The sequence below is a fragment of the Helicobacter bilis ATCC 51630 genome (genome assembly GCF_000686565.1).
Taxonomy (GTDB): Bacteria; Campylobacterota; Campylobacteria; order Campylobacterales; family Helicobacteraceae; genus Helicobacter_A; species Helicobacter_A bilis.
On record NZ_JMKW01000037.1, the window covers coordinates 1 to 21,534 of the forward strand.

18 protein-coding genes and 2 pseudogenes are annotated in these 21,534 nt (G+C 36.2%); 12 read left to right on the forward strand and 8 right to left on the reverse strand.

Going from position 1 to position 21,534, the window contains the following annotated elements; translation table 11 throughout:
• The 3 genes from T368_RS0107790 to T368_RS0107800 form a co-directional block, all read right to left on the reverse strand.
• On the reverse strand, positions 1-186 hold a 186-nt coding region (locus tag T368_RS0107790), incomplete at its 3' end, for a DNA adenine methylase (protein ID WP_027338409.1).
• A 227-nt stretch (positions 187-413) separates the two neighbouring features.
• Complete coding sequence (locus T368_RS0107795; RefSeq protein WP_004086148.1) at positions 414-1,664, reverse strand: efflux RND transporter periplasmic adaptor subunit; 1,251 nt, start codon at positions 1,662-1,664, stop codon at positions 414-416.
• Positions 1,665-1,681: 17 nt separating this feature from the next.
• Complete coding sequence (locus T368_RS0107800; RefSeq protein ID WP_004086151.1) at positions 1,682-3,250, reverse strand: TolC family protein; 1,569 nt, start codon at positions 3,248-3,250, stop codon at positions 1,682-1,684.
• A 209-nt stretch (positions 3,251-3,459) separates the two neighbouring features.
• Between T368_RS0107800 and T368_RS0107805 the strand changes: the two genes are divergently transcribed.
• The 3 genes from T368_RS0107805 to T368_RS0107815 all read left to right on the forward strand — a co-directional run bounded on the left by T368_RS0107805 (position 3,460) and on the right by T368_RS0107815 (position 5,409).
• Complete coding sequence (locus T368_RS0107805) at positions 3,460-4,542, forward strand: cytochrome-c peroxidase (protein WP_004086152.1); 1,083 nt, start codon at positions 3,460-3,462, stop codon at positions 4,540-4,542.
• A gap of 255 nt (positions 4,543-4,797) precedes the next feature.
• The gene (locus T368_RS0107810; protein WP_004086153.1) at positions 4,798-5,115 is read left to right on the forward strand and encodes an SMR family transporter; all 318 of its coding nucleotides are present in this window, start codon (positions 4,798-4,800) and stop codon (positions 5,113-5,115) included.
• Positions 5,116-5,409 (forward strand): hypothetical protein, encoded by a 294-nt coding sequence (locus T368_RS0107815; protein ID WP_004086154.1) that lies wholly within the window; start codon positions 5,116-5,118, stop codon positions 5,407-5,409. It abuts the gene before it with no gap.
• Positions 5,410-5,713: 304 nt separating this feature from the next.
• On the opposite strand, the gene T368_RS14570 is transcribed toward T368_RS0107815, so the two are convergent.
• Positions 5,714-6,394, reverse strand: coding sequence for an AAA domain-containing protein (locus tag T368_RS14570; protein WP_138160735.1), 681 nt, complete (start codon positions 6,392-6,394; stop codon positions 5,714-5,716).
• Positions 6,376-7,515 (reverse strand): AAA domain-containing protein, encoded by a 1,140-nt coding sequence (locus tag T368_RS13590; RefSeq protein ID WP_004086158.1) that lies wholly within the window; start codon positions 7,513-7,515, stop codon positions 6,376-6,378. The genes T368_RS14570 and T368_RS13590 overlap by 19 nt, the downstream gene beginning before the upstream one ends.
• Positions 7,516-7,753: 238 nt before the next feature.
• Between T368_RS13590 and T368_RS0107825 the strand changes: the two genes are divergently transcribed.
• The 8 genes and pseudogenes from T368_RS0107825 to T368_RS0107860 all read left to right on the forward strand — a co-directional run bounded on the left by T368_RS0107825 (position 7,754) and on the right by T368_RS0107860 (position 14,055).
• Positions 7,754-8,728, forward strand: a complete 975-nt coding sequence (locus T368_RS0107825) for a hypothetical protein (protein ID WP_027338411.1) — start codon at positions 7,754-7,756, stop codon at positions 8,726-8,728.
• A gap of 18 nt (positions 8,729-8,746) precedes the next feature.
• Positions 8,747-9,421 carry a hypothetical protein gene (locus tag T368_RS0107830; RefSeq protein ID WP_004086160.1) on the forward strand — a complete coding sequence of 225 codons (675 nt, stop codon included), beginning with the start codon at positions 8,747-8,749 and terminating at the stop codon, positions 9,419-9,421.
• A gap of 157 nt (positions 9,422-9,578) precedes the next feature.
• Positions 9,579-9,986 (forward strand): annotated as a pseudogene (gene secG / locus T368_RS17395) (preprotein translocase subunit SecG); the annotation flags it as partial.
• Positions 9,987-10,006: 20 nt separating this feature from the next.
• Positions 10,007-10,564 carry a ribosome recycling factor gene (gene frr, locus T368_RS0107840; RefSeq protein ID WP_004086164.1) on the forward strand — a complete coding sequence of 186 codons (558 nt, stop codon included), beginning with the start codon at positions 10,007-10,009 and terminating at the stop codon, positions 10,562-10,564.
• A gap of 1 nt (position 10,565) precedes the next feature.
• On the forward strand, positions 10,566-11,189 hold the full coding sequence (gene pyrE / locus T368_RS0107845; RefSeq protein ID WP_004086165.1) for an orotate phosphoribosyltransferase: 624 nt from the start codon (positions 10,566-10,568) through the stop codon (positions 11,187-11,189).
• Between the two features lie 99 nt (positions 11,190-11,288).
• Positions 11,289-11,582 (forward strand): annotated as a pseudogene (locus T368_RS15525) (glycosyltransferase family 2 protein); the annotation flags it as partial.
• 265 nt (positions 11,583-11,847) lie between these two features.
• Positions 11,848-12,786, forward strand: coding sequence for a glycosyltransferase (locus T368_RS14575; protein WP_004086168.1), 939 nt, complete (start codon positions 11,848-11,850; stop codon positions 12,784-12,786).
• 210 nt (positions 12,787-12,996) lie between these two features.
• Positions 12,997-14,055, forward strand: coding sequence for an alpha/beta fold hydrolase (locus T368_RS0107860; protein WP_004086170.1), 1,059 nt, complete (start codon positions 12,997-12,999; stop codon positions 14,053-14,055).
• 464 nt (positions 14,056-14,519) lie between these two features.
• Here the strand turns inward: T368_RS0107860 and ruvA are convergent, their stop codons facing one another.
• From ruvA to aspA, 3 genes are all read right to left on the reverse strand, one after another.
• Entirely contained in the window at positions 14,520-15,089 is a 570-nt protein-coding gene (ruvA, locus tag T368_RS0107865; RefSeq protein ID WP_004086172.1) for a Holliday junction branch migration protein RuvA, read from the reverse strand.
• A 157-nt stretch (positions 15,090-15,246) separates the two neighbouring features.
• Complete coding sequence (locus T368_RS17400; protein WP_027338412.1) at positions 15,247-16,989, reverse strand: anaerobic C4-dicarboxylate transporter; 1,743 nt, start codon at positions 16,987-16,989, stop codon at positions 15,247-15,249.
• 519 nt (positions 16,990-17,508) lie between these two features.
• A complete protein-coding gene (gene aspA / locus T368_RS0107875; RefSeq protein ID WP_004086176.1) occupies positions 17,509-18,948 on the reverse strand; it encodes an aspartate ammonia-lyase in 1,440 nt (479 codons plus the stop codon).
• A gap of 348 nt (positions 18,949-19,296) precedes the next feature.
• On the opposite strand from aspA, the gene T368_RS0107880 reads away from it, so the two are divergent.
• Positions 19,297-20,841, forward strand: a complete 1,545-nt coding sequence (locus tag T368_RS0107880; RefSeq protein WP_004086178.1) for a flagellin A — start codon at positions 19,297-19,299, stop codon at positions 20,839-20,841.
• The last annotated feature ends 693 nt before the right edge of the window (positions 20,842-21,534 follow it).

A 21,534-nucleotide genomic window follows, 5' to 3' on the forward strand; every position in this document is an offset into this window, starting at 1 on the left:
GATAATATTGCTAAACTCTTTCTTTTTAGCAAAATACTCACTCACAACCCCTGTGCCACTAAACACATCAAAAAAGCTAAGATTTTTCTTATCTCTATAATCAAAGCTTTTTAAAATGCTTGTATCAATAGAATCTAAAAGCTTTGTTTTAGCTCCTGTATAGCGGCGAGATGAGAGAGAGAACATTTTAGCCTTTCTTTGTGAGTATTAAAAGGCAAAATTATACAATATTTGCGTAAGCATTGCCTGCGTGGGATTTTTAGATTCTGCATATAGAATCTAAAGCGTGTTTATTTTGCCCTTTTAGAATCTATACCACTTTGGGTGACTGCAGGGTTTAGGGTGCAAAAAAATAAAAACAAACATGCAAAAAAGCAGGACACAAAACAAAAAGATTCCACAATCTTAGAAATCTAGTGTGATTCTACAATAATCTCTGTATCAGTGCTAAGATTTTCGCCGCTGATTGCTACCATTTTAGAATCCGAAATGCCTATATTTATCGGTATAGACTTTGGGATTCCGTCTTCTAGTATCCATATTGTGCCTTGCTTTGTGTTGTTTGTATTTGTGGTGGGACCTGCTTGTTTTTGTCGTCTTGGGGGTGAAAACATGATTGGGTTTGAGGATTTTTTAGAATCTGGCTTGGCTTGTTGTGCTTGTGGATTATAAAATATCGCTGCGACTGGGACTAAAAGCGTATCCTTTTCATTTGCTACTTGTATGAAAGCGGTGGCGTTCATGCCCGGTTTTAAAAGTAAATTTTCATTATTTACATAGATTGTTGTCTCATAGCTTGTGATATTATCTGTCGTTGTAGCGGCAAAATTTACTCTATCTACCTTTGCTTTAAATGTCTGGTTAGGATAGGCATCGACACTAAAGCTTACTTCTTGGTCTGACTGCACCTTGCCTATATCAGATTCTGAAATATTTACGACTAGATTCATTTCCTTTAGATTCTGTGCGAGTTTAAAAAGTGTTGGCGTTTGAAAGCTTGCGGCAACGGTCTGCCCTAAGCTTATACTCCGCTCTAGGATAATGCCATCTATTGGGCTTTTTATAATCGCATTTTGGAGATCTATTTTTGCGGATTTTAGATTGGTTTGGATTTGGGCTATGCTTGCTTGTTTGATTTTTATATCAGCTTTTGCGGAGAGATAGTCCATTTTTGCATTTTGTACTTCAAGCTTTGAGGGTGTTTTGCCCTCTGTTGCTTCATAGAGTTGCTGCTGTTGTTCGTAATTCCATTTTTTTTGTTCCATTGCTACTTTTGAGGCTTCAAGATTGGCTAGGGCTGATTGGAGTTGGGCTTCATAGCCTTCTTTTGTTTGATTGAGTTTATTTGGATTGATTTCTGCTAGAATCTGATTTTTCCGCACAGAGTCATTTACATCTACATATAGCTTATAAATTGTGCCAGAGATTTGACTGCCTATTTCTACTTCATTTGTTGGCGAGAGTGTGCCTGTGGCTGACACACTTTGTGTAATATCGCCCTTTATAGGCTTTATAGTGGTATAAGTAATGTTTTTAGAATCATGCAAAAAGAGATAAAAAAGGATAATGGCAAGTAGCAATATCGCAATAATAGCGAGTATAACAAACTTCTTTTTTGCTACCTTTGGCGTGATAGTATCATATATTTCTTTTGTGCTTGGCATATTTTTCCTTTTCTTATTTATAGATCATTTGCTGGGTTGCTAGTATCTTCTTGTGTTTTATCTAGCTTTGGAATCTGTGCGGCTTGTAAGATTCCATCTTTTAATTCATTTGGAGCAAAGTCGCCGCCAAAGGCTTTATAAAGGGCTATTACTGCTTGATTTTTGCTTAGATTTGCACTTGCAAGGGTGTTTTTTGCACGCAGATAGTTATTCTCATATTCAAGCCTTGAGATAGAATCTATAAGGTTTTTTTGATAGCGAGATTCCATAATATTTAGCGTATCTTTATGTATATTGTAGTTTTCTTGTGTGTGCTTTAGTGTCTCTTGTGTGATGAATACATATTTTGCTGCATTTTCTATTTCTGCTAGGGCAGTATTAAGTGTATTTTGCAAGGAGTAAAAGGCTTGTTTTGTATTCTCTCTTGCGATAATGTAGTCTTGTGTGAGTGTTTGACGATTAAGAAGAGGGGCTGCAAGTGAGCCTGCCATCTGCCACACCATATCGCCGATACCAAGCTGTGGTGAGAATAGAATCTGCCCTAGATTCCCACTTAGATTCACACTTGGTAATAATGCCATTTTTTTATTATAGCGTTGATACAGAGAGCTATTGAGTGCAAATACGCTTGCACGCACATCGGGGCGATTAAATAAAACATTTGTTGGCATGGAATCTACATGCGGGATTTGCGGGGTTTTAAAGGTATAATCATCTGTGTTTATATCAAAGTTAAGTGTATTGGCATTAAGCAATACAAGCAAGGCATTTTTATTTTGCTCTAGCGTGTATTCAAGCGATAAGGTTGTATTTTTTTGCGTGAGATAGTTACTCTTTGTCGTTGCTACGCTATCAAGCCCCACAAGCCCTAGATGGTATTTTTTCTCTGTGAGTTTGTAGATTTCTTCAAGATTTTGTGTAATTTGTTTATTAAGTATAATAGCTTCTCTCGTTTGCCTTATGATAAAGTAGTAGTTTGCAATATCGCCTAGCAAAATAACTTGTGCGGCTTGTAGATTATATATTGACTGCAGAATCTGTTGCTTGCTAGAGAGTCTCAATGCGTTTAATTTGCCAAAGAGATCGATCTCCCAGCTAAAAGATAGGTTCATATTTGTCGTGTTTTGCGTGATATTTGTCTGAATCTGCTTGTAGTTATTGTCGCTATAATTGTAGTTTAGCCCAGCATTTGCTTTAGGGAAAAGATTCCAAGTGTTTATTTTTGCAGTGGCTCTTGCTTGTTTAATATTTGATTCTAAGGTTTTTATATTTGTATTTTTTTGCAAGGCGTGATTTGCAAGTTCGTTTAATACAGAATCATCAAATAGCATAAAAAATGTGCTTTTAAAGTCCTTGTATTCATTATCTTTAGTCGTAGCGATACTTTCTAGTAAATCCTTATTTGCAAACACTCGCGGTGTATGCGTTTTGATTGCTAAATCACTCTCCTTAGGAAGCTTTACGCAACCTATACAATAAAAACATATAAAAGGGATAATAATAAAACTTATGCGTAAAATATACCGATAAATCATAACTATCAAATAGCCTATATAATATTGAAATACAACAGAGTATGCTTGCATAAATAAACTTTATAAAATAACAAATTTGAAAATTACCATTAAGATTGTAATTATATGAAATATTGTTAAAGCTTGTGCGATTTCATGTCTATACGCAATAATATTCCATATAAAAATACTATTTTACACATTTGCATATTGCATTATCACCTAAACTTTCCTTTAAAATGTTATAATGGAGATTTTAACTCTATTTTAAAGGAATGATAATGACGACTTACAATAAACTTGGACTAAACATCGTAATTGCTGGGGCGGTAACTCTAGCCATAGCCTTTGCAGCAAGTGCTATCCCAAGCGATAAAGAACTATTGCAAAAGGCAAAAGATTCTAGTTTAGATCCAATGCCAACAGGTAAAGAACTAGCAGCCTTTCAACAACAAAAGATAAAAGAAACCGGTGTTGCAAAAGGTTATAGCCCCTTGCTTACAAAAGATCAAATTGAATTAGGTAAAAAGCTATATTTTGACCCACGATTATCAAGCTCAAACCTTATCTCGTGTAATACTTGCCATAACTTAGGACTTGCTGGTGCTGATGTCGTGTCAGCAGCTATCGGGCATAAATGGAGTGCAAATCCGCATAATCTCAATAGCCCAACCGTGCTTAACTCTGTATTCAATGATGTGCAGTTTTGGGATGGTAGATCAGCACATTTAGGCGATCAAGCACAAGGACCAATCCAAAATCCAGTAGAAATGGCAGCACAACCAAAGCTTGTTGAAGAAAAAATCACTTCAATACCAGAATATGTAAATGAGTTTAAAAAAGCGTATGGAAAAAATGTGAAAATAGACTTTAAACTCATCGCAGATACAATCGCATTATATGAATTTACGCTTACAACACCAAGCCGATATGATTCTTTCTTAAGAGGGGATACAAATGCCCTTACAAAACAAGAAAAAGAAGGGCTGAATCTATTTATCGATAAAGGTTGCACCTCATGTCATAATGGCATAAATCTTGGTGGAAATATGCAGGCATTTGGCATTACTGGGCAGTATCAATATGCAAATATCGGTGATTTTAAAGGTAATGAAGATGGTTTAGTAAAAACCCCAACATTAAGAAATGTAATGCAAACTGCACCATATTTTCATAACGGACAATATTGGGATATTAAAGATGCGATTAAGGAAATGGGTAAGATTCAATTAGGCATAGATTTAAGTCAAAAAGAGATAGAATCTATTGCTACATTCTTTAAAGCCCTAGATGGTAAAATGCCAGAAGTTATCTATCCTGTGTTGCCTGTGGCAAGCTCTAAAACGCCAAAGCCAACTTTTTAATCTAAAACTTACCTAGTTAGATTCCTTAAGATTATCGCCTTTTAATAACAATCATGTTATTAAAAGAATCTTTAAGGCTAAGTCGCCTCATAATAACTACATGCATTTACACGCAACACAGAATCTATTCTACATATTGCTATAAATCTAGTATCAGCATAAAACCACTTAAAAATAGCAAGACACGGCATATTGTAACTTCGCTAAATTTTTGCTATGATTGCATGAATACTTCGAAACTATGGAACTTTAATCATGAATTTTGTCTTAATAATACTCTCTGGTGTGCTTGATATTTTTGCAAATCTTGCATTGCAAAAATCCGATGGATTCCGCAAGATATGGTGGGGGATACTTGCCTTAGTGCTTGTTGGTTCTGCATTTTTACTACTCGCTGTTGTTGTTGATAATGGCATGTCTTTGCCTATTGCCTATACGCTTTGGGGGGCTATTGGGATTTTGGGCAGTGTTGCTGGGGCTTACTACTTTTTCAAGCAAAAGCTAAAACCTATTGGTTATGTTGGCATTGTTTTGGTAGTTATCGCTGTGGCTTTATTGCAGTTAAAATTCTAAATGAGACAAAATCATAAAAGCGGCTTTTTAAGCATCGATATTGCTTTCTCTCTACTTATCCTATCATTTGCTTTCATTTTGCTTTTACAAGCCCAAAATACAATCACAAAGCAATTAAACACACATGATATGCAGAATCTTTATAAAGCAAATGAAACACTTTTTTACAACCTAAAGCACAATATATGCAAAAAACACACATTAAAAACACAAAGCAATCACACCTATAATGCGTGTATGCTTACAGGAAAAGCAAATGATGAAATCACTCTGCATTACTATGCAATACAATAATTTCATGCAAGATAAATATTAGAATCTAAATTTTATTAGATTTTTAGATTTTACACAAATGAGATTCCAAGTCGCTTAAATTTAGATTCTCTAGTGTTAGATGTTTTGGCTTCGCTAGCATGACGGATTATCATGTTGGTTTCTAGATTCCCTTTTGTATCTCAACCTGCATTTACCCCAAAGTTGCAATTTCTAAGAACATATTTTTGCGTTTAAACTCCGCATAAGAAATATAGAATCTTAAAAGTAATCTAAAAGATTCTATATGCGTATTGCTTCAATGTTGCATATAAGACTCTATATCTTAAAACGGCAATTCACTAGGCTTTATGGGCTGTCTATGTGAGAGTGGATAAGGCCTTGCATTTTGTAGTAAAGCAGTGATAAACTGCCCTTGTCTGCGTATCCAAGAGGAATAATCACATACGATAATAAGCTTCTTTTTTAATCTGCTAACTGCTACATTGAGTGCGAATAATGCGGCTTTATTATAAGAATCTGTCATATATTTGCTAAATTTCACTGGTGAAAAAATGATAGTATCAAACTCTTTTCCTTGTGATTTATGGATTGTAAAAATGCTATGTTTAGGGATACGCTTTGAGATTAAAAGCTTTTGCTGGTCTCTAAATGGCGTTAAAATCGCATATTCATCTATAAGTATTTGGGTTAATGCAGTAATTGCATTTGCCTCGCCCATACTTTCATTACGATTATTTTGTGCGTTATACTCATAGCTTGGTCCAAAGCTTGTGCTATCGATATAGTAAATCTCTGTTGGCAAACCTTTGCCATTTAAGCCATTATGATAGACATGTCTATCTAGCACATGGGCTAGATTATTGCCATAGCGGTGCGTAGTTGTAAGCTTATAATGGGCGATAGAGTTAAATGTAATATCATCATAATTATGCTGTGCGTGTAGTATCGCATGATTATTAAAAAGCATTTCTAAAAAGAGTGTGTTTAAACTCCATACGCACACTTCAAAGTGTTTGGTTTGAATGTCAGAACTTGCATGTGGCAGATTGGCATTAATTGCTTATGATCGCCTAAAAGGGTTATTGGCGTATTAAGTGTAAGTGGGGCGATAAGCTTTATAAGTGGTGAAAAGGCACATTCATCAAGGAAAATATGTGAAAACTCTAACTCACAAAGCTGGGCATAACGCTTCACAAAGCTATCGAGTGTAACGCCTATAACAAGGCATTCTTGCAGTCTTTCTTTTAGTGTTTGTGGCTTAAATAGACTTTGTAATTCATTATTAGATTCTAACTCTTCTTTAGAATCTTTTTCATCAACTTGCAAACACACATCAGGGAAATTTTGTAAAAAATCACTGCTTGGCATACCTAAACGCAGGAATTTATATCGCGGCAAACCTTTTCTATCGCCTTGTGTGATAAGGGCGATAAAGATTTGCTCTAATGCGGTATTTGTCGGGGCAAGGATTAATGTCTTTTTATTTTGTGTGATAAGATTTAATAAGCAGTTAAAAAGCACAACTTGCGTTTTACCACTCCCGCTAATCCCCCAAACATAGCTTATAGGGTGAGTGAAAATGCCTTTGATTGCCTCTTGTTGCTCTTTGCTTATGTGAGAATCTAGCGTGATTTTTAACTCTATTGGCTTTGTTGTTGGCAAGGCTAGTTTTAGTGAATCTTTATTGAGAAAATCTCGTATATTTTTTACAAGAAATTTTAAATCATTAAAAATTCGCAAATGTTTTGGCACTTCTTTTTTATAATTATCACCAAGCAAATAAGATATTATAGAATCTTTACTTAACTTTACTTCTTTATTATTTTGTGTAGTTTCATCAAGTAAGGTTGTAAGCAGTGAATCTGAAAATTTTAATCTCAATGTTTTAGTCGGCTCATTAAAGCTTTTTTCTTCAAATGAGTCTATATCGATTATAAAATCTTGTATATAGACTTGTAAATAATCTGTGCCAAATAGCATACGATCTAGTTCTAGCAATAGCGTATCATGCTTTTCCATGCGGATACGAAGTATATGTATTTCTTCTATGCCTTGATTTGTTTGCTCTAAAAATTCTAAATAGCTAGTAGCCCCTTGTAGTAGATAACTTTGTAATGGTTGCATGTGTGAAACTCTCTGTTTTTTATAGCATTGTAGCATTAAATTTAGATTCTAAATAAATACTATATGTAATGGGATTAAAAAGAAAAGCTTAAAATTAAATATGTGCTAAGGTAAGTTTCTCTTGCTAGTAATAGTCTTTTACTTCTTTTTGTGCTAATATTTCAATGCTAAAGGTTTAATGAAAATTAAAGATTTATTCAACTTGATTCAACTTGGGACTAGTGTTTGAAAGGTTTGTATGAGATTATGCCATGTAATATTGCTTTGTGTGTTTAGCATTAAGGCGTGTTTAGCTATCACTCTTACTCAATACGCACAAGTACAAACCTATGAAATATCGCCAGATATAGAGTGTAAAAACGAAGAATATAAAGTCGTATGTAATGTAGAAAATGTAGAATGGATAGATGGCGTAGTAGCAAAAAAATTTCAATATATACTTGAATTACAAGAAGATACATTGCTAAAACACCGCTATTTTGAGTTTCACACACAAAATCTTAACTTTGAGGGCTATAATCTCACTGCACTTATACCAGATTCAATACTCTGTATTGAAAAGTCCAAATTCACACAAGATAAACCCAAAAAAAGCAAAAAAGCCACAACAGAATGCACCATGCAATCTAGTGCATATCACATTGTAGCACATGCAAATTTTATTACCACGCACCCCATGTATAATACTGCAAATAGCCTACTTGAAGCACATCTTTTAGAACATGAGCGATTTAGACAACCCTTGCAACACCAAGATGATGAAGCATGGCAGAAAGACTATAAAATAGCCATCAATAATGCAACAATATGGATAAAAAGCACAAATTTAAATGAGATTCTATTTGACCTTTATAAAAGAGAGCAGCATATCGCTACTAGCACAACTCCACAAGATGATAGAGATTATCGCATTATGCAAGATTCTATATTAACCAAGGATTATTTAGCGTTTTTGCAAAAATCTTTTGAGATTCTAAATGCGATTAATAAACAAGCAAATCTTTCAAAACAAGAACAGCAGGGTTTAACAAAAGTCCTACATAAACTCATCGCAATCGCTACAACGCCAAATCAAAGTCTATCACTACGCATAAAGGGAAGTGAGAATCTTATATTATCGCTTTATGAGATTGAGAGTCTCACAGCCATTGATAATACCTTTTTTGATATTCTTGCTAAGATTCTAAAATATTCACATATTAAAATAGCGTAATATTGCAAGGAAAAGATTATGAAAGTTTTATATTTTATACTCCCTTATCTGTTACTATCTAATCAATTATTTGCAAATCAATTAAATGTGCCACAAGCCCCAACCATAAATACGCCAAAAAACCCCACCCTGCCGCATATTGATATACCACGCATAGACATATCACAATCTAGCATAGATTCCAAACCCCAAAATATGATTTTACGCAATCTCATACATGAAGTGATACAAAAAAACATGCAACTAAACACAGCATGTATCCCACAGCAAATCGCTATGCAAAATAGACTGCATAGCGATGAGGTAGAGAATCTTGGCATACAATTAGAACTCACCACCACACAATATAAAGACAATCTTTTGCGATTACAAAATCTCGTGCTAAAGCCTGCAAATAAGGAAGCACAAAAGCAATTTGTGCTTAATTCTCAGGGATTAAACACTCAAAGTTTGAATTCACAAAACTTAGATTCCAAAAATCTAAATATCCACAATCCAAACGCATATAATCTAGATGGCATTCTTATGGTTATGGCTTTTTTAGAGAAAGGCATAAAACGCCATACAATCGCCCTTTCACCAAACTATATACAAATTGATAACGCATTGCTAGAGAATACGCCACAAGTCTTTAGAATCTTTCAAACATATTTTTGCCATGCACGCACTTTTCATACTATCCCTAAGAAATAATTATAGCGTTTAAATAATATTGTATTTTTAGTGTTCGCACTCATTACTTTTCGCCCAAATTATACGCTATTTAGCATTTTTTGCTATAATGTCGGCTTTTATATTTTTATGGCTTTAATATGAGTTTAGAATCTTTTTCATTTTTTAGGGAGTTTTTATGACAAGTGTTTTGATTGTCTTTCAAGTGATATTAACCATTGCTATTGTTATAGCTGTGTTATTACAAAAGAGTTCTAGCATAGGTTTAGGTGCATATAGTGGGAGTAATGAAAGCCTTTTTGGTGCAAAAGGTCCAGCTAACTTCATGGCAAAAATCACAATGTTTTTAGGTTTGCTTTTCATTATAAACACCATCGCTTTGGGGTATCTCTATAATACAAAATCAAGTCGTAGTTCGAGTGTGCTTGATGGCGTAGAGATTCCAAAAGCATTACCGCTAACACCAACAGATAGCACGCTACCCTTATCTAGTCCGCTTTTACAAGGCACACAACCAGCCCTTACACCACAAGCACCACTCACGCCTTCACTCAATACGGAATCTACCCCAACAGATTCTAATGCTACTACACAAGGAGAGAAATAATGTTGCAAGATATTTATAATAATACAAAAGAATACATGCAAAAAAGTTTGCAATCATTGCAGAAAGATTTTGCGACATTGCGTAGCGGTAGAGTGAGTGTGAATATCCTCGATAATATCCGCGTAGATTACTATGGCACACCTACACCATTAGCCCAAGTCGGCAGCGTGATAGCCCAAGATGCAACGACAATTATCATTAATCCATGGGAAAAACCCTTATTAAAAGAAATAGAAAAGGCAATACAAGAGGCAAACATAGGGGTTAATCCAAACGCAGATAGCGAGTGTATCAAGCTTTTTTTCCCACCGATGACTTCAGACCAAAGAAAAGACATTGCCAAACAAGCAAAGGCAATGGGCGAAAAAGCAAAGATTGCGGTAAGAAACATTAGACAAGATTCTAATAATGCGATTAAAAAGCTTGAAAAAGACAAGGCAATAACCACAGATGAAAGCAAAAAAGGTGCTGATGAGATTCAAAAAATCACAGATGAGCATATTAAAAAGATTGATAACATGGTAAAAACAAAAGAAGAAGAAGTAATGAAGGTATAAAATGGCATTAGATATAGAATCTATTTATAAAGAACACAATGCCTTGCTTGAGGGGCATTTTTTACTGAGTAGTGGCAATCATAGTGCGTTTTATCTGCAGTCTGCTAAAGTGTTAGAGAATCCAAAGACAGCCGAGATTCTAGCAAAAGAGTTAGCAAAGCAAATTCTAGATTATGGCGTTAAGCTAGATTGTGTATGCTCCCCTGCATTAGGTGGCATTTTAGCTGGTTATGAGTTAGCAAGGGCGCTTGATGTGAGATTTATCTTCACCGAAAGAGTTGATGGCAAGATGACTTTACGCAGGGGCTTTGAAGTCGCTAAGAATGAAAGAGTGCTAATCTGTGAAGACATCATTACAACCGGTGGGAGTGCCATGGAGAGTGCAGAGTGCATAAAAAGTGCCGGTGGAGTTATAGTCGCATTCGCTGGATTAGCAAATCGTGGGCTTTGCAGACGCACAAAAACAGATGGCACATATTCTATGGGTAAAAGCAAAGAGGTGTGTAAATTGAGCCAAGATATCCCACTATTTGCATTAGCTGACTTTGACTTTGAGCTTTACGACGCCAAGACCTGCCCGCTTTGTAAAGATTCCGTTGCGTATAAACCCGGAAGTAGGCAGTAGTTTTAGATATTAGAATCAATCATGACTATATATCTTTTGCTATAATAGCAAGTTTATTTGAGAGATAAACTCAAATATACATAAACACGAGAGAACACCATGCGGCATAACACTACAACAACACAATCTCCACAAAACAAAAAAGTAGGCATTGTAATACCAATCTATAATGTAGCAGAGTATCTAAGAGAATGTCTAGATTCTGTAATCAATCAAACATATAAAAATCTAAGCATTGTTTTAGTCAATGATGGTAGCACAGATAATAATGAAAGTCTAAATATAGCAAAAGAATATGTAGCAAAAGATTCTAGGTTTATACTTATAGATAAAGAGAATGGTGGGCAAAGCACAGCTAGAAATGTAGGTATTGCATGGTTTAGTGAAAAGTATGAAGCAAAACTAGATTCTAGTATAAATTTAGAATCTAGCACAACATATACAATAGATTCCATGCTTCAATATAAAGATAAAGTAAAACCAGATTTGAAAGCAACTTGTCATACTGAGCCTTTGAGTGAAGTATCTAACATGGAATCTAATTTTTACTTAGATTCTGAAATAGATTCAAATAAAGATTTTTCACCTATGACTAAAAATAACAAAAATCTGAACTCTACACAAAACACAAACTACAACAATAGAATAAATAGCAACAATGGGGGGGGGGGGGGTAACACTCTATTCCTATAACATTACAAATGAAAACCCATATAATATTTATAAAATCTATACTGCTAGCACTCATGCAACACAACATACAGAATCCATACACAATACAAACATTACCCATACAATAAACACCACAAACAACAATAACTCCACACTCCAACCACAACAAATAGATTATATTATCTTTTTAGATTCTGATGACTATTGGAAACCTTATTGCATAGAAGAGTGCATAAAACATTCAGATGGTGTAGATATTGTGTGGTTTGATTTTTTGCCGTTTTATGAGAATGACAGCAATAAGGAGTGGGGAGCAACCATGCAGGAGTGTTTTAAGTTTCAAGAAGATGTAAAACTAAGTGGTCGGGAATGGTTAGATTGTTGTATAGAGAAAAAAATTAATAGCTTTTATTTTGCATGGTCTGGCTTAATTGATTTTGCATTTCTTAAGAACATAAGATTATATTTTCTTAAGGGTGTGATACATGAAGACCATAATTTTGGTTGTCTATTGTTTCTACAAAGCGAAAATATTTATGTGTTAAAAGACAAGTTATACCTATATAGGATTAGAGAAAATAGTATTACAAATGCCGATCCAAACCTACCCGTCCCACATTACGCAAAACATATTTATGAAGCCTTTAGCGATAAAGAAATGGCAAGACAATACCACAAAAAAGGCAGTATGCTGCTCATGTTTTTTGAGTTTGTTGAGTTTTTAGACAAAAAGTCATGTAATGAGTTGCGTATAAGGGAGAATTTTCTACCATTTTATGCTTCATATTGTGAATCTTTAGTTGCTTTTTCGCACGATCCCCTTGATATTATTACTAAAATGGGTGCGATAGAGCCATACCTTAAAAAAAGTTTAAATATCGCCATAAACTCCGCATCACAAATCCAGCAAAATATAATAGACTAAAACCCTTGTTTAATATTTATGATTCCATAAAAGGCATTGAAAGGACTATAAGAAAGGTTTTTAAAAAGGAGAAAGACTAAAACATTTCATAATGATAGGATATCTCACAAAGCAAATTAAAAAACAAGCAACTTCTCATTCAATCTTTAGAATCTCTTAGTAAGATTCTGTTCTAAAATAACAAAAATGCGATTAGACTAAGGAATCTACATGGAAACAAAAGACAATATCCCACAAAATATCAATATAGAAAAAGATTTATGCTTTACTTCACAAAGTGATAATTTAAATATTTACTATGATATTTATCTCCCACAAGAGACACAGCAAAGTCAAGCACAACAGGATCTACATGCGACAAAGCCTACTATTATACAAATCGCACATGGTATGGTAGAGCATAAAGAGCGTTATATCTGGCTTTGCACTCAGTTAGCACGACATGGCTATGTTGTGGCAATCAGTGATCATAGGGGGCATGGAAAAAGCATTTCTTCTACGCATGTTTGGGGGGAGATGGGTGGCATTGAAGCGACAAATGATAAAGATGGATTCCATAAGGCAATAGATGATTTATACAGCCTTACGCAAATTCTTCGCGCTAGGTTTCCACAACATCGCTTTATTTTGCTTGGGCATAGCATGGGGTCATTACTTGCACGAGGTTATCTCAAAAAGCATGGTGAGATGTTAGATGGGCTTATTCTCTCTGGCTCACCTGCGTATAATCCATTGCTTAAAACAGGTATTGGTATGGCATCATTCTTACGCTTCATTGGTGCAAAAGAATGGGGTAAAAACTTTATTAATAGTCTTTCATTTGGTGGATTCAATAGACCTTTTGCGAAAAAGGATAGCAATGCAAAATATAGCACAGGTGAGTTTGCATGGCTAAGTAGGGATATAGAGAGTGTTAAGGCGTATCGCTCCGATGCGGCGTGTCAGTTTGTATTTTCGCTTGATAGCTTTATCGCACTTTTTAAAGGGACATTATGGCTGCAAGAAGTGCTTTGCGAAAAAAGTGCGTTAAATAGTAAGGATTTGCCAAAACCACCTATTTATGTCATCAGTGGGGCAAGTGATTCATGTGGTGATTTTGGTAAGGGTGTGCAGAAAATGGCACAACTTTTAAAGGATTCTGGCTTTGAAGTTACGCTAAAGTTATACAAGGAAGCACGACATGAGATTTTCCAAGAAATCAATAAGGAAGAAGTGCTACATGATGTGCTTGAGTGGTTATATAATCTAGCGGATATGAAAAGAGATTAACTATTTAGAATCTAAATAGCACAAAATGAGATTCTAAATTTTTAGAAAATTAATCTTTTAATATGATTTTGTAAAATTAAGAATCTAACTTTAAATAAAGCGTTATGTGTGTTAATGTTTTGCAAATAGAATGTGAGTTTTATAGAAGCAAGGATTCTATACTGCAAAAAGTTAAATATAGAATCTAGCTTTCTTTAATACTTCTAAATATCACAACCAACAAGATTCTATACGCTTAACAATTATCTTCTTTAGAATTTAAAAGGAATTGCAAGAAGTTATTTTGCCCATTAACACTTTTGTAAAACCAAGAATATAGCTTACAAAAACTCTATAATAAAGCTAGACTCATATTTTCAACAACAAAGTCAAAATATGGAATATGAACTTTACACAATAAAAAGTTAGCAAAAATACAATAAATAAAGATTCTATACTACAAAAAATGAATTACAATATAGAATCTAGCTTTTACCCAATGTTTGCAATATGGCTTTTACCATATCATTTGGCGGCATTTGCAATATCTCATTGCTTAATCCTTGCAGGGCTTGCGTGATTTGCGTATCTTTAAAGCCTAGTGCGACTAAAGCTTCATGGGCTAATTGCACATTTACATTATTTGGGGTTTGTATGCTTTGAGTATATCCAGCTAATTCAAGCATGATTTTTCCAGCAACCTTTGCACCAATACCCTTTACACTCTTTAATGCAGCAAGGTTATTTGTCTGCACAATAGCAAGAAACTGTTCCACAGAATAGCTTGATAGAATCATTAAGGCAATTTTTGCGCCTACACCATTGACCTTTAAGAGTTGCAAAAATACCTCTCGTTCTCTGCGTGTCTCAAATCCATACAACAAATGGGAATCTTCGCGGATAATCTCAGCAATCTCAAGTGTTACATGTGTTTTATTCTGTAAAGCAGCACTTGTAAGTAGTGAAATCTCAACCATATAAGTAACGCCAGAGACTTCTAGCTCTACACCTGTTGGCAAAAGCTTTTCTATATTTCCCTTTAACCTTACAATCATTATGTATCCTTAGCCATTGTGTCTCACATTACATGTAGGCGATAAAATCAAGCGTATTTATACAAGATTTTGTATCTTAGAATCGCAACAATAGATTCTATTTTTAAGCTAGGCTCATCTCGCAATAAGCCCAAAACTTTAAATTAAATGGGTGGTTTTAAGCAAACATTGGTGCAACAACAAAGCCTAAAGCCACCGCAAATACAACCGCTATAATACCCGGAAGTATGAAGCTATGATTGAAAACAAACTTGCCAATGCGTGTAGAGCCGGTGTCGTCCATTTGCACCGCACCAAGTAGCGTAGGATAAGTAGGAAGCACAAATAACGCTGATACAGCCGCAAAACTTGCTACCAAAATATACGCAGAATCCGCATTTGTAGCGGTGATACCGAGTGCAGCAATGACAACTGGCATAATCGCCTTAGCCGTAGCCGCTTGTGAGTAAAGCAACATACTCGCAAAGAAAAGGGCTACTGCCAAAAGTGCGGGATAATCGCCCACAAGCTTACCGACTAACTCGCCAATCTCTGTTTTGTAGCCATCAACAAAAGTATTGCCAAGCCAAGCCACACCTAAAACGCACACACAAGCTGTCATTCCCGCTTTAAATGTGCTTGCATCAAGCAGTTTGCCCGTTTCTACCTTGCAGAAAATCACAATCAAAGTCGCAATCATCAGCATAAAGCTCATAATCGCCCCATCGCGTGGCAATCGCACTGGGTCAATGTAGCTTTTCACCATTGCTGATAAGTTTGCTAACATTCCATCTTTTTGTGCGAAGTCGGGTAGGATAGAATCTAGCTCATTACTTAATGAATCTAGCTTAGATTCTATTAATGCAATGGCTTTTTCATTCTGCTCATTTTTAGCAATAGAATCTATCTCGCTTTTTGCAGTGGCAAAGGCATTTTGAAGATTCTGCACTTCATTTGGATTTGCCTTAATGGCAGGGATAGAATCTATATAAGCTTTTTTCAAAGATTCTAGCGGTGCGATAAGATTTTGCTTTTCTAGCTTTGCTTGTTCGCTATCTTTGAATGCTAAAAGTGAAGTTGCTTCTTTCTTTATAGAATCTAGCTCATTATCCACATAAACCGGGATATTTTTGCTAACAGAATCTAGCATAGGCTTACGCACGACATCAGATATTGAAGTCGCATAAATCACCACGCAAAGCACACCCGCAAGGAAGATCCCAACACTTAGCTTTGCTCCCTGTTTTAGCTCAATGTGTGCTGCACCATTTGTTGATTTCACAAGCCCAGCCTTTAGTCGCTCTTGATACACAGGGTCTTTACTCAAATCAAGCGGGAAAAACTTACTCACCACAAAGGCAGTCAGCATACACGCACTAAAAGTTGTGATAAGCCACACTAAAAGCAAGGTAGGATAGCTCCAGCCAAGCGGCTCTAGCACACCGGTCATATACACTACCGCCGCACTTACAGGACTTGCGGTAATGGCGATTTGACTAGAGACAACAGCGATTGAAAGGGGGGCGGAGGGCTTAATATTTTGCTCTTTTGCCACTTCCACAATCACAGGTATCATAGAAAACGCAGTATGTCCAGTCCCTGCTAAAAATGTCAAAAAGTAGGTAACGGTGGGGGCAAGGTAGTTAATATATTTTGGATTCTTTCTTAGAATCTTTTCAGCCACCTGCACCATATAGTCTAGCCCACCAGCAAGCTGCATTGCCGCAATCGCCGCAATAACTGACATAATGATAAGGATAACATCCCAAGGAATAGCCCCGGGCTTCATACCCAAAAATAGACAAAGCACAACGACACCAAATCCACCGGCATAGCCCATCGCCATACCACCAAGCCGAATACCGATAAAAATAGCTCCAAGCAGCACGGCAACTTGAAGTATAAGCACTAACATTTCCATTGTAATCCTTTGTTTTGTATTGAAAAACCTTAGAATCTAGATTCTGCTCATTGTCTTAGGTGCAATGTAGTTCTTGTCATTGCGAAACTTCCGTTAGGAAGTTGTGATAATCCATAGCTTCTTAAGTTAATCTGCACCAAAGTCTTTTTTAAGGGGGAGGGGCTTGAATTTGCGGTAAAACGAGTTTGACTTCGTCTGCACGCGAAGTCGCTCCCTCCCCCTTAAAAATCCCCCACCCCTACGACGCTTTAAGAGGTGGCACTGCGTGCGATTAATTTTAACACGCTTAAGGGTGTGCCTTAAGCGTAAATTACTTACAAGGGATTTGGAACTTGCACAGAGATACTAAATAAGGAATACTGCGGAAGTATCTTTGAGTGATTTTAGCGGTTTTGGAGCGAAAGGCGAAGGAAGTTACCTAAAGGTAATGACCGAGCCTTGAGCGAACAATCCGCTAAAAGCGACAAAGAGACAACGCAGAATCCAGATTCTATAAACACTAAACCTAACCTAAGCTACTTACGCAAATGGCGAATTTTTTTGAAACTTCGCTTTATCTTCCGCACTCATATGAGGATTAAGCATATTTTGTGGCTGGAAAATCTCATCTAACTGCTCTTTGCTTAAAAGCTTTCTTTCTAATGCGATTTCTTTCACCGGTTTGCCTGTTTGCAAAGATTCTTTAGCAATAGATGCAGAGTTTTCATAGCCAATGTAAGGATTAAGTGCAGTAACGATACCTATGCTGTTATACACAAAATCACTACATACCTTTTCATTTGCTGTGATTCCATCTACACATTTACTTGCAAGGGTAAGCATTGCATTTCTCATCATAGAGATAGAGTTAAACAATCCATAGGCAATCACTGGCTCAAATACATTAAGTTGCAATTGTCCGCCTTCACTCGCAAAGCTTACAGTTACATCATTACCGATAACCGCATAGCACACTTGATTTACCACTTCTGGAATCACCGGATTTACTTTTCCGGGCATAATGGAGCTTCCGGGCTGCATTTTAGGCAGATTTATCTCATTTAGCCCAGCACGCGGTCCAGAGCTTAAAAGTCGCAAGTCATTACACACTTTAGAGAGTTTTACCGCTACTCTTTTTAGCACACCGCTTACTTGCACATAAGCACCTGTATCTTGTGTCGCTTCAATCAAATCATCAGCAGTTTTGAAAGGGTGTCCTGTAACTTCGCAAAGCTTTTTTTGGACAATTTTAGGATAATCAGGGTGTGAGTTTATGCCTGTTCCTATCGCTGTTCCGCCCATATTGATTTCAGTTACAAGGCTTCTTGCCTCAAGCACTCTAGCAATATCTTCGCCCATCATCACCGCAAATGTATGAAACTCTTGCCCTAAAGTCATAGGCACGGCATCTTGAAGTTGAGTTCGTCCCATTTTTAGCACATCTTTAAACTCTTTTGATTTATTTTCAAAGGATTTTTTAAGCACTTCCATATCTTTAGCAAGGGCGGATAACTCATCATAAAGGGCTACGTGGATAGCTGTTGGGTAAGAGTCGTTTGTAGATTGAGAGAGATTCACGTGGTCGTTTGGGTGGCAGTGCTGATAATCGCCCTTTTTATGCCCCATAATCTCTAAAGCAAGGTTTGCTACCACTTCATTGGTATTCATATTTGTGCTAGTTCCAGCCCCACCTTGAATCATATCTACAACAAATTGATCGCGTAATTCCCCAGCGATAAGCCTATCACAAGCCTTACAAATAGCATCTTTTTTTGTATCATCAAGTAGTTTTAGCTCATTATTTGCTAGAGCCGCTGCCTTTTTCACTTGAGCAAAAGCCTTAATAAAGCTTGGGTAGCCACTAAGCTTATCACCTGTGATGTTGAAGTTTTGCAAAGCCCTAAAAGTTTGCACTCCATAATACACATCATCAGCAATTTCTAGTTCGCCTATAAAATCGTGTTCTACGCGTTTTCCCATAATAAACTCCAAAAAATGAATTTCGCAATAATTGCTACTGCTTCAGCGGATTATAGCAAAAAAAGTAACAAGTATCTATGCTTTTAGCAATATTTAAGCCATTAAGGTGCAATAATCTGTGTTTTATACATAGACTTCCATTGATTTTAGAATTTTATTAAAACGATATTATATAACTCCGAAGCCACACTTACTGAAATAATGGTGAACTCACATGTCAATATTGTCTAAAAATATAATAGATTCTAAAAACTTCAATTTATCTCACAATTTTATTATTTACATAATTTTAGGAACACCTTTTGCTTCAAAGAGTGCGTATTCAAATTTTTCGCAAAGGATGCAAACATGAGTTTTAGGATAAATACAAATATCGCGGCACTCAATGCGCATACCATCGGTGTGCAAAACAATAGGGCAATAGCCAACTCGTTAGAGAAGTTAAGCTCTGGTTTGAGGATTAACAAGGCAGCAGATGATGCTTCAGGTATGTCAATCGCAGATAGTTTGCGTAGCCAAGCAAGTTCATTAGGACAGGCAATCGGCAACGCAAATGATGCGATTGGTATGATTCAGATTGCGGATAAAGCAATGGATGAGCAGCTAAAGATTCTTGATACCGTAAAGGTTAAAGCAATCCAAGCAGCTCAAGATGGGCAAACTACTGAATCAAGACGCGCGTTGCAAAACGATATTGTGCGACTCTTAGAAGAGCTTGATAATATCGCCAATACAACAAGCTATAACGGGCAGCAAATGCTATCTGGTGCTTTCTCTAACAAAGAGTTCCAAATCGGTGCGTATTCTAATACAACAGTGAAAGCTTCAATCGGTCCAACAAGCTCAGATAAAATCGGACATGTAAGACTTGAAAGCTCATCTGTAACAGGTATTGGTATGCTTGCTAGTGCTGGTGCTAAGAATCTTAAAGAGGTAGCATTGAAATTCCGCCAAGTTGATGGTAAGAAAGACTACAAGCTTGAGACTGCAGTCATTTCTACAAGTGCTGGCACAGGTATTGGTGTATTAGCAGATACTATCAACAAATTCTCTGATACACTCGGTGTGCGTGCGTATGCAACGGTGCTTGGGACTGGTGGTGTGCCGGTGCAATCTGGAACAGTGCATGGCTTAGTTGTAAATGGCACAACTATTGGGACAATCAATGATGTGCGTAAAAATGATGCTGATGGTAGATTGATTAATGCCTTTAACTCAATTAAAGAAAGAACAGGTGTAGAAGCGTATGTGGATATCGAAGGTAGATTAAACCTTAGAAGTCTTGATGGTCGTGCTATATCTGTGCATGCTGAAGGTAAAACAGGTGCGGTGCTTGGTGGCGGTAGCTTTGCTGGAGTATCTGGGACAAATCACGCTATCGTGGGTCGTATAAGCCTTGTTAGGACAGATGCAAGAGATATTATTGTATCTGGGACAAACTTTAGTAGTGTTGGTTTCCACTCTGCTCAAGGTATCGCACAATACACTGTGAATTTGCGTTCTGTTCGCGGTAATATGGACGCAAATATCGCAAGTGCAAGCGGTGCAAACGCAAATGCGGCTCAAGCGGTGCAGAATAAAGATGGTATCGGCGCAGGTGTTACTTCGCTTCGCGGTGCGATGGTCGTTATGGATATGGCAGAATCTGCTACAAGACAGCTTGATAAAATCCGTGCTGACATGGGTTCTGTGCAAATGCAGCTTGTTGCTACAATCAACAACATTTCTATCACGCAAGTTAATGTTAAAGCGGCTGAAAGTCAAATTAGAGATGTGGATTTCGCACAAGAATCTGCGACATTCTCTAAGCATAACATCTTGGCTCAATCTGGTAGCTTTGCTATGGCTCAAGCTAACGCAGTGCAGCAAAATGTTTTAAGACTTTTACAATAGTAAAAGCTTTTAAAACAACAATTTTCAAAGGGCTTTATGGCGTTAGTCTATAAGCCCCCGCTATCTTAAGATAGATTACGCCACATTTACCTTTGATATAGTTTTCATATATCTTTAGGCGAATGTGGCATTTTTGATTCTATAATTCCTTTTTTTTTGTGTTTTTATTCTATCAAATTTAATTATGTAGTTTTATATGTTTTATGTTTTAAATAAAAGATTCTATAGTCTCTTTTATATTCTTTACGAAAAGATTCTAAGCGATTATAAAGTGTATGTTATTTATAGATATGAAGGCTTTAATGATAGCCTTGCATAAAACTTTTAGATATTAAAGATTTTAGTTTGTGTGATATTAGATTCTATATTTGTTTATTATTGTTAGAGTGTTTTAGAATCTGTAAGGGATTTTGTGTCATATCTTTATGTGAGATATGTAAGCAACATGAGCTTTTTAATTAATTCTTTATTCTTATTCTCCATGTTATCTCTCCATTTATTTATAAGTACCATTTAGCATTGCTAATCTATCTTAACCAAGCCCAATCATATTTGTCTATAAAATATATACAAGCAGATATGATTAGCAATATTATACTTACTAGCTTCCATATCGTAAAGTTTTTTACCGTATCTATAATAAAGAAAAATAAGGAATAAGGAAACAAAGGAATTGCTAAAAGTGTTATAAAA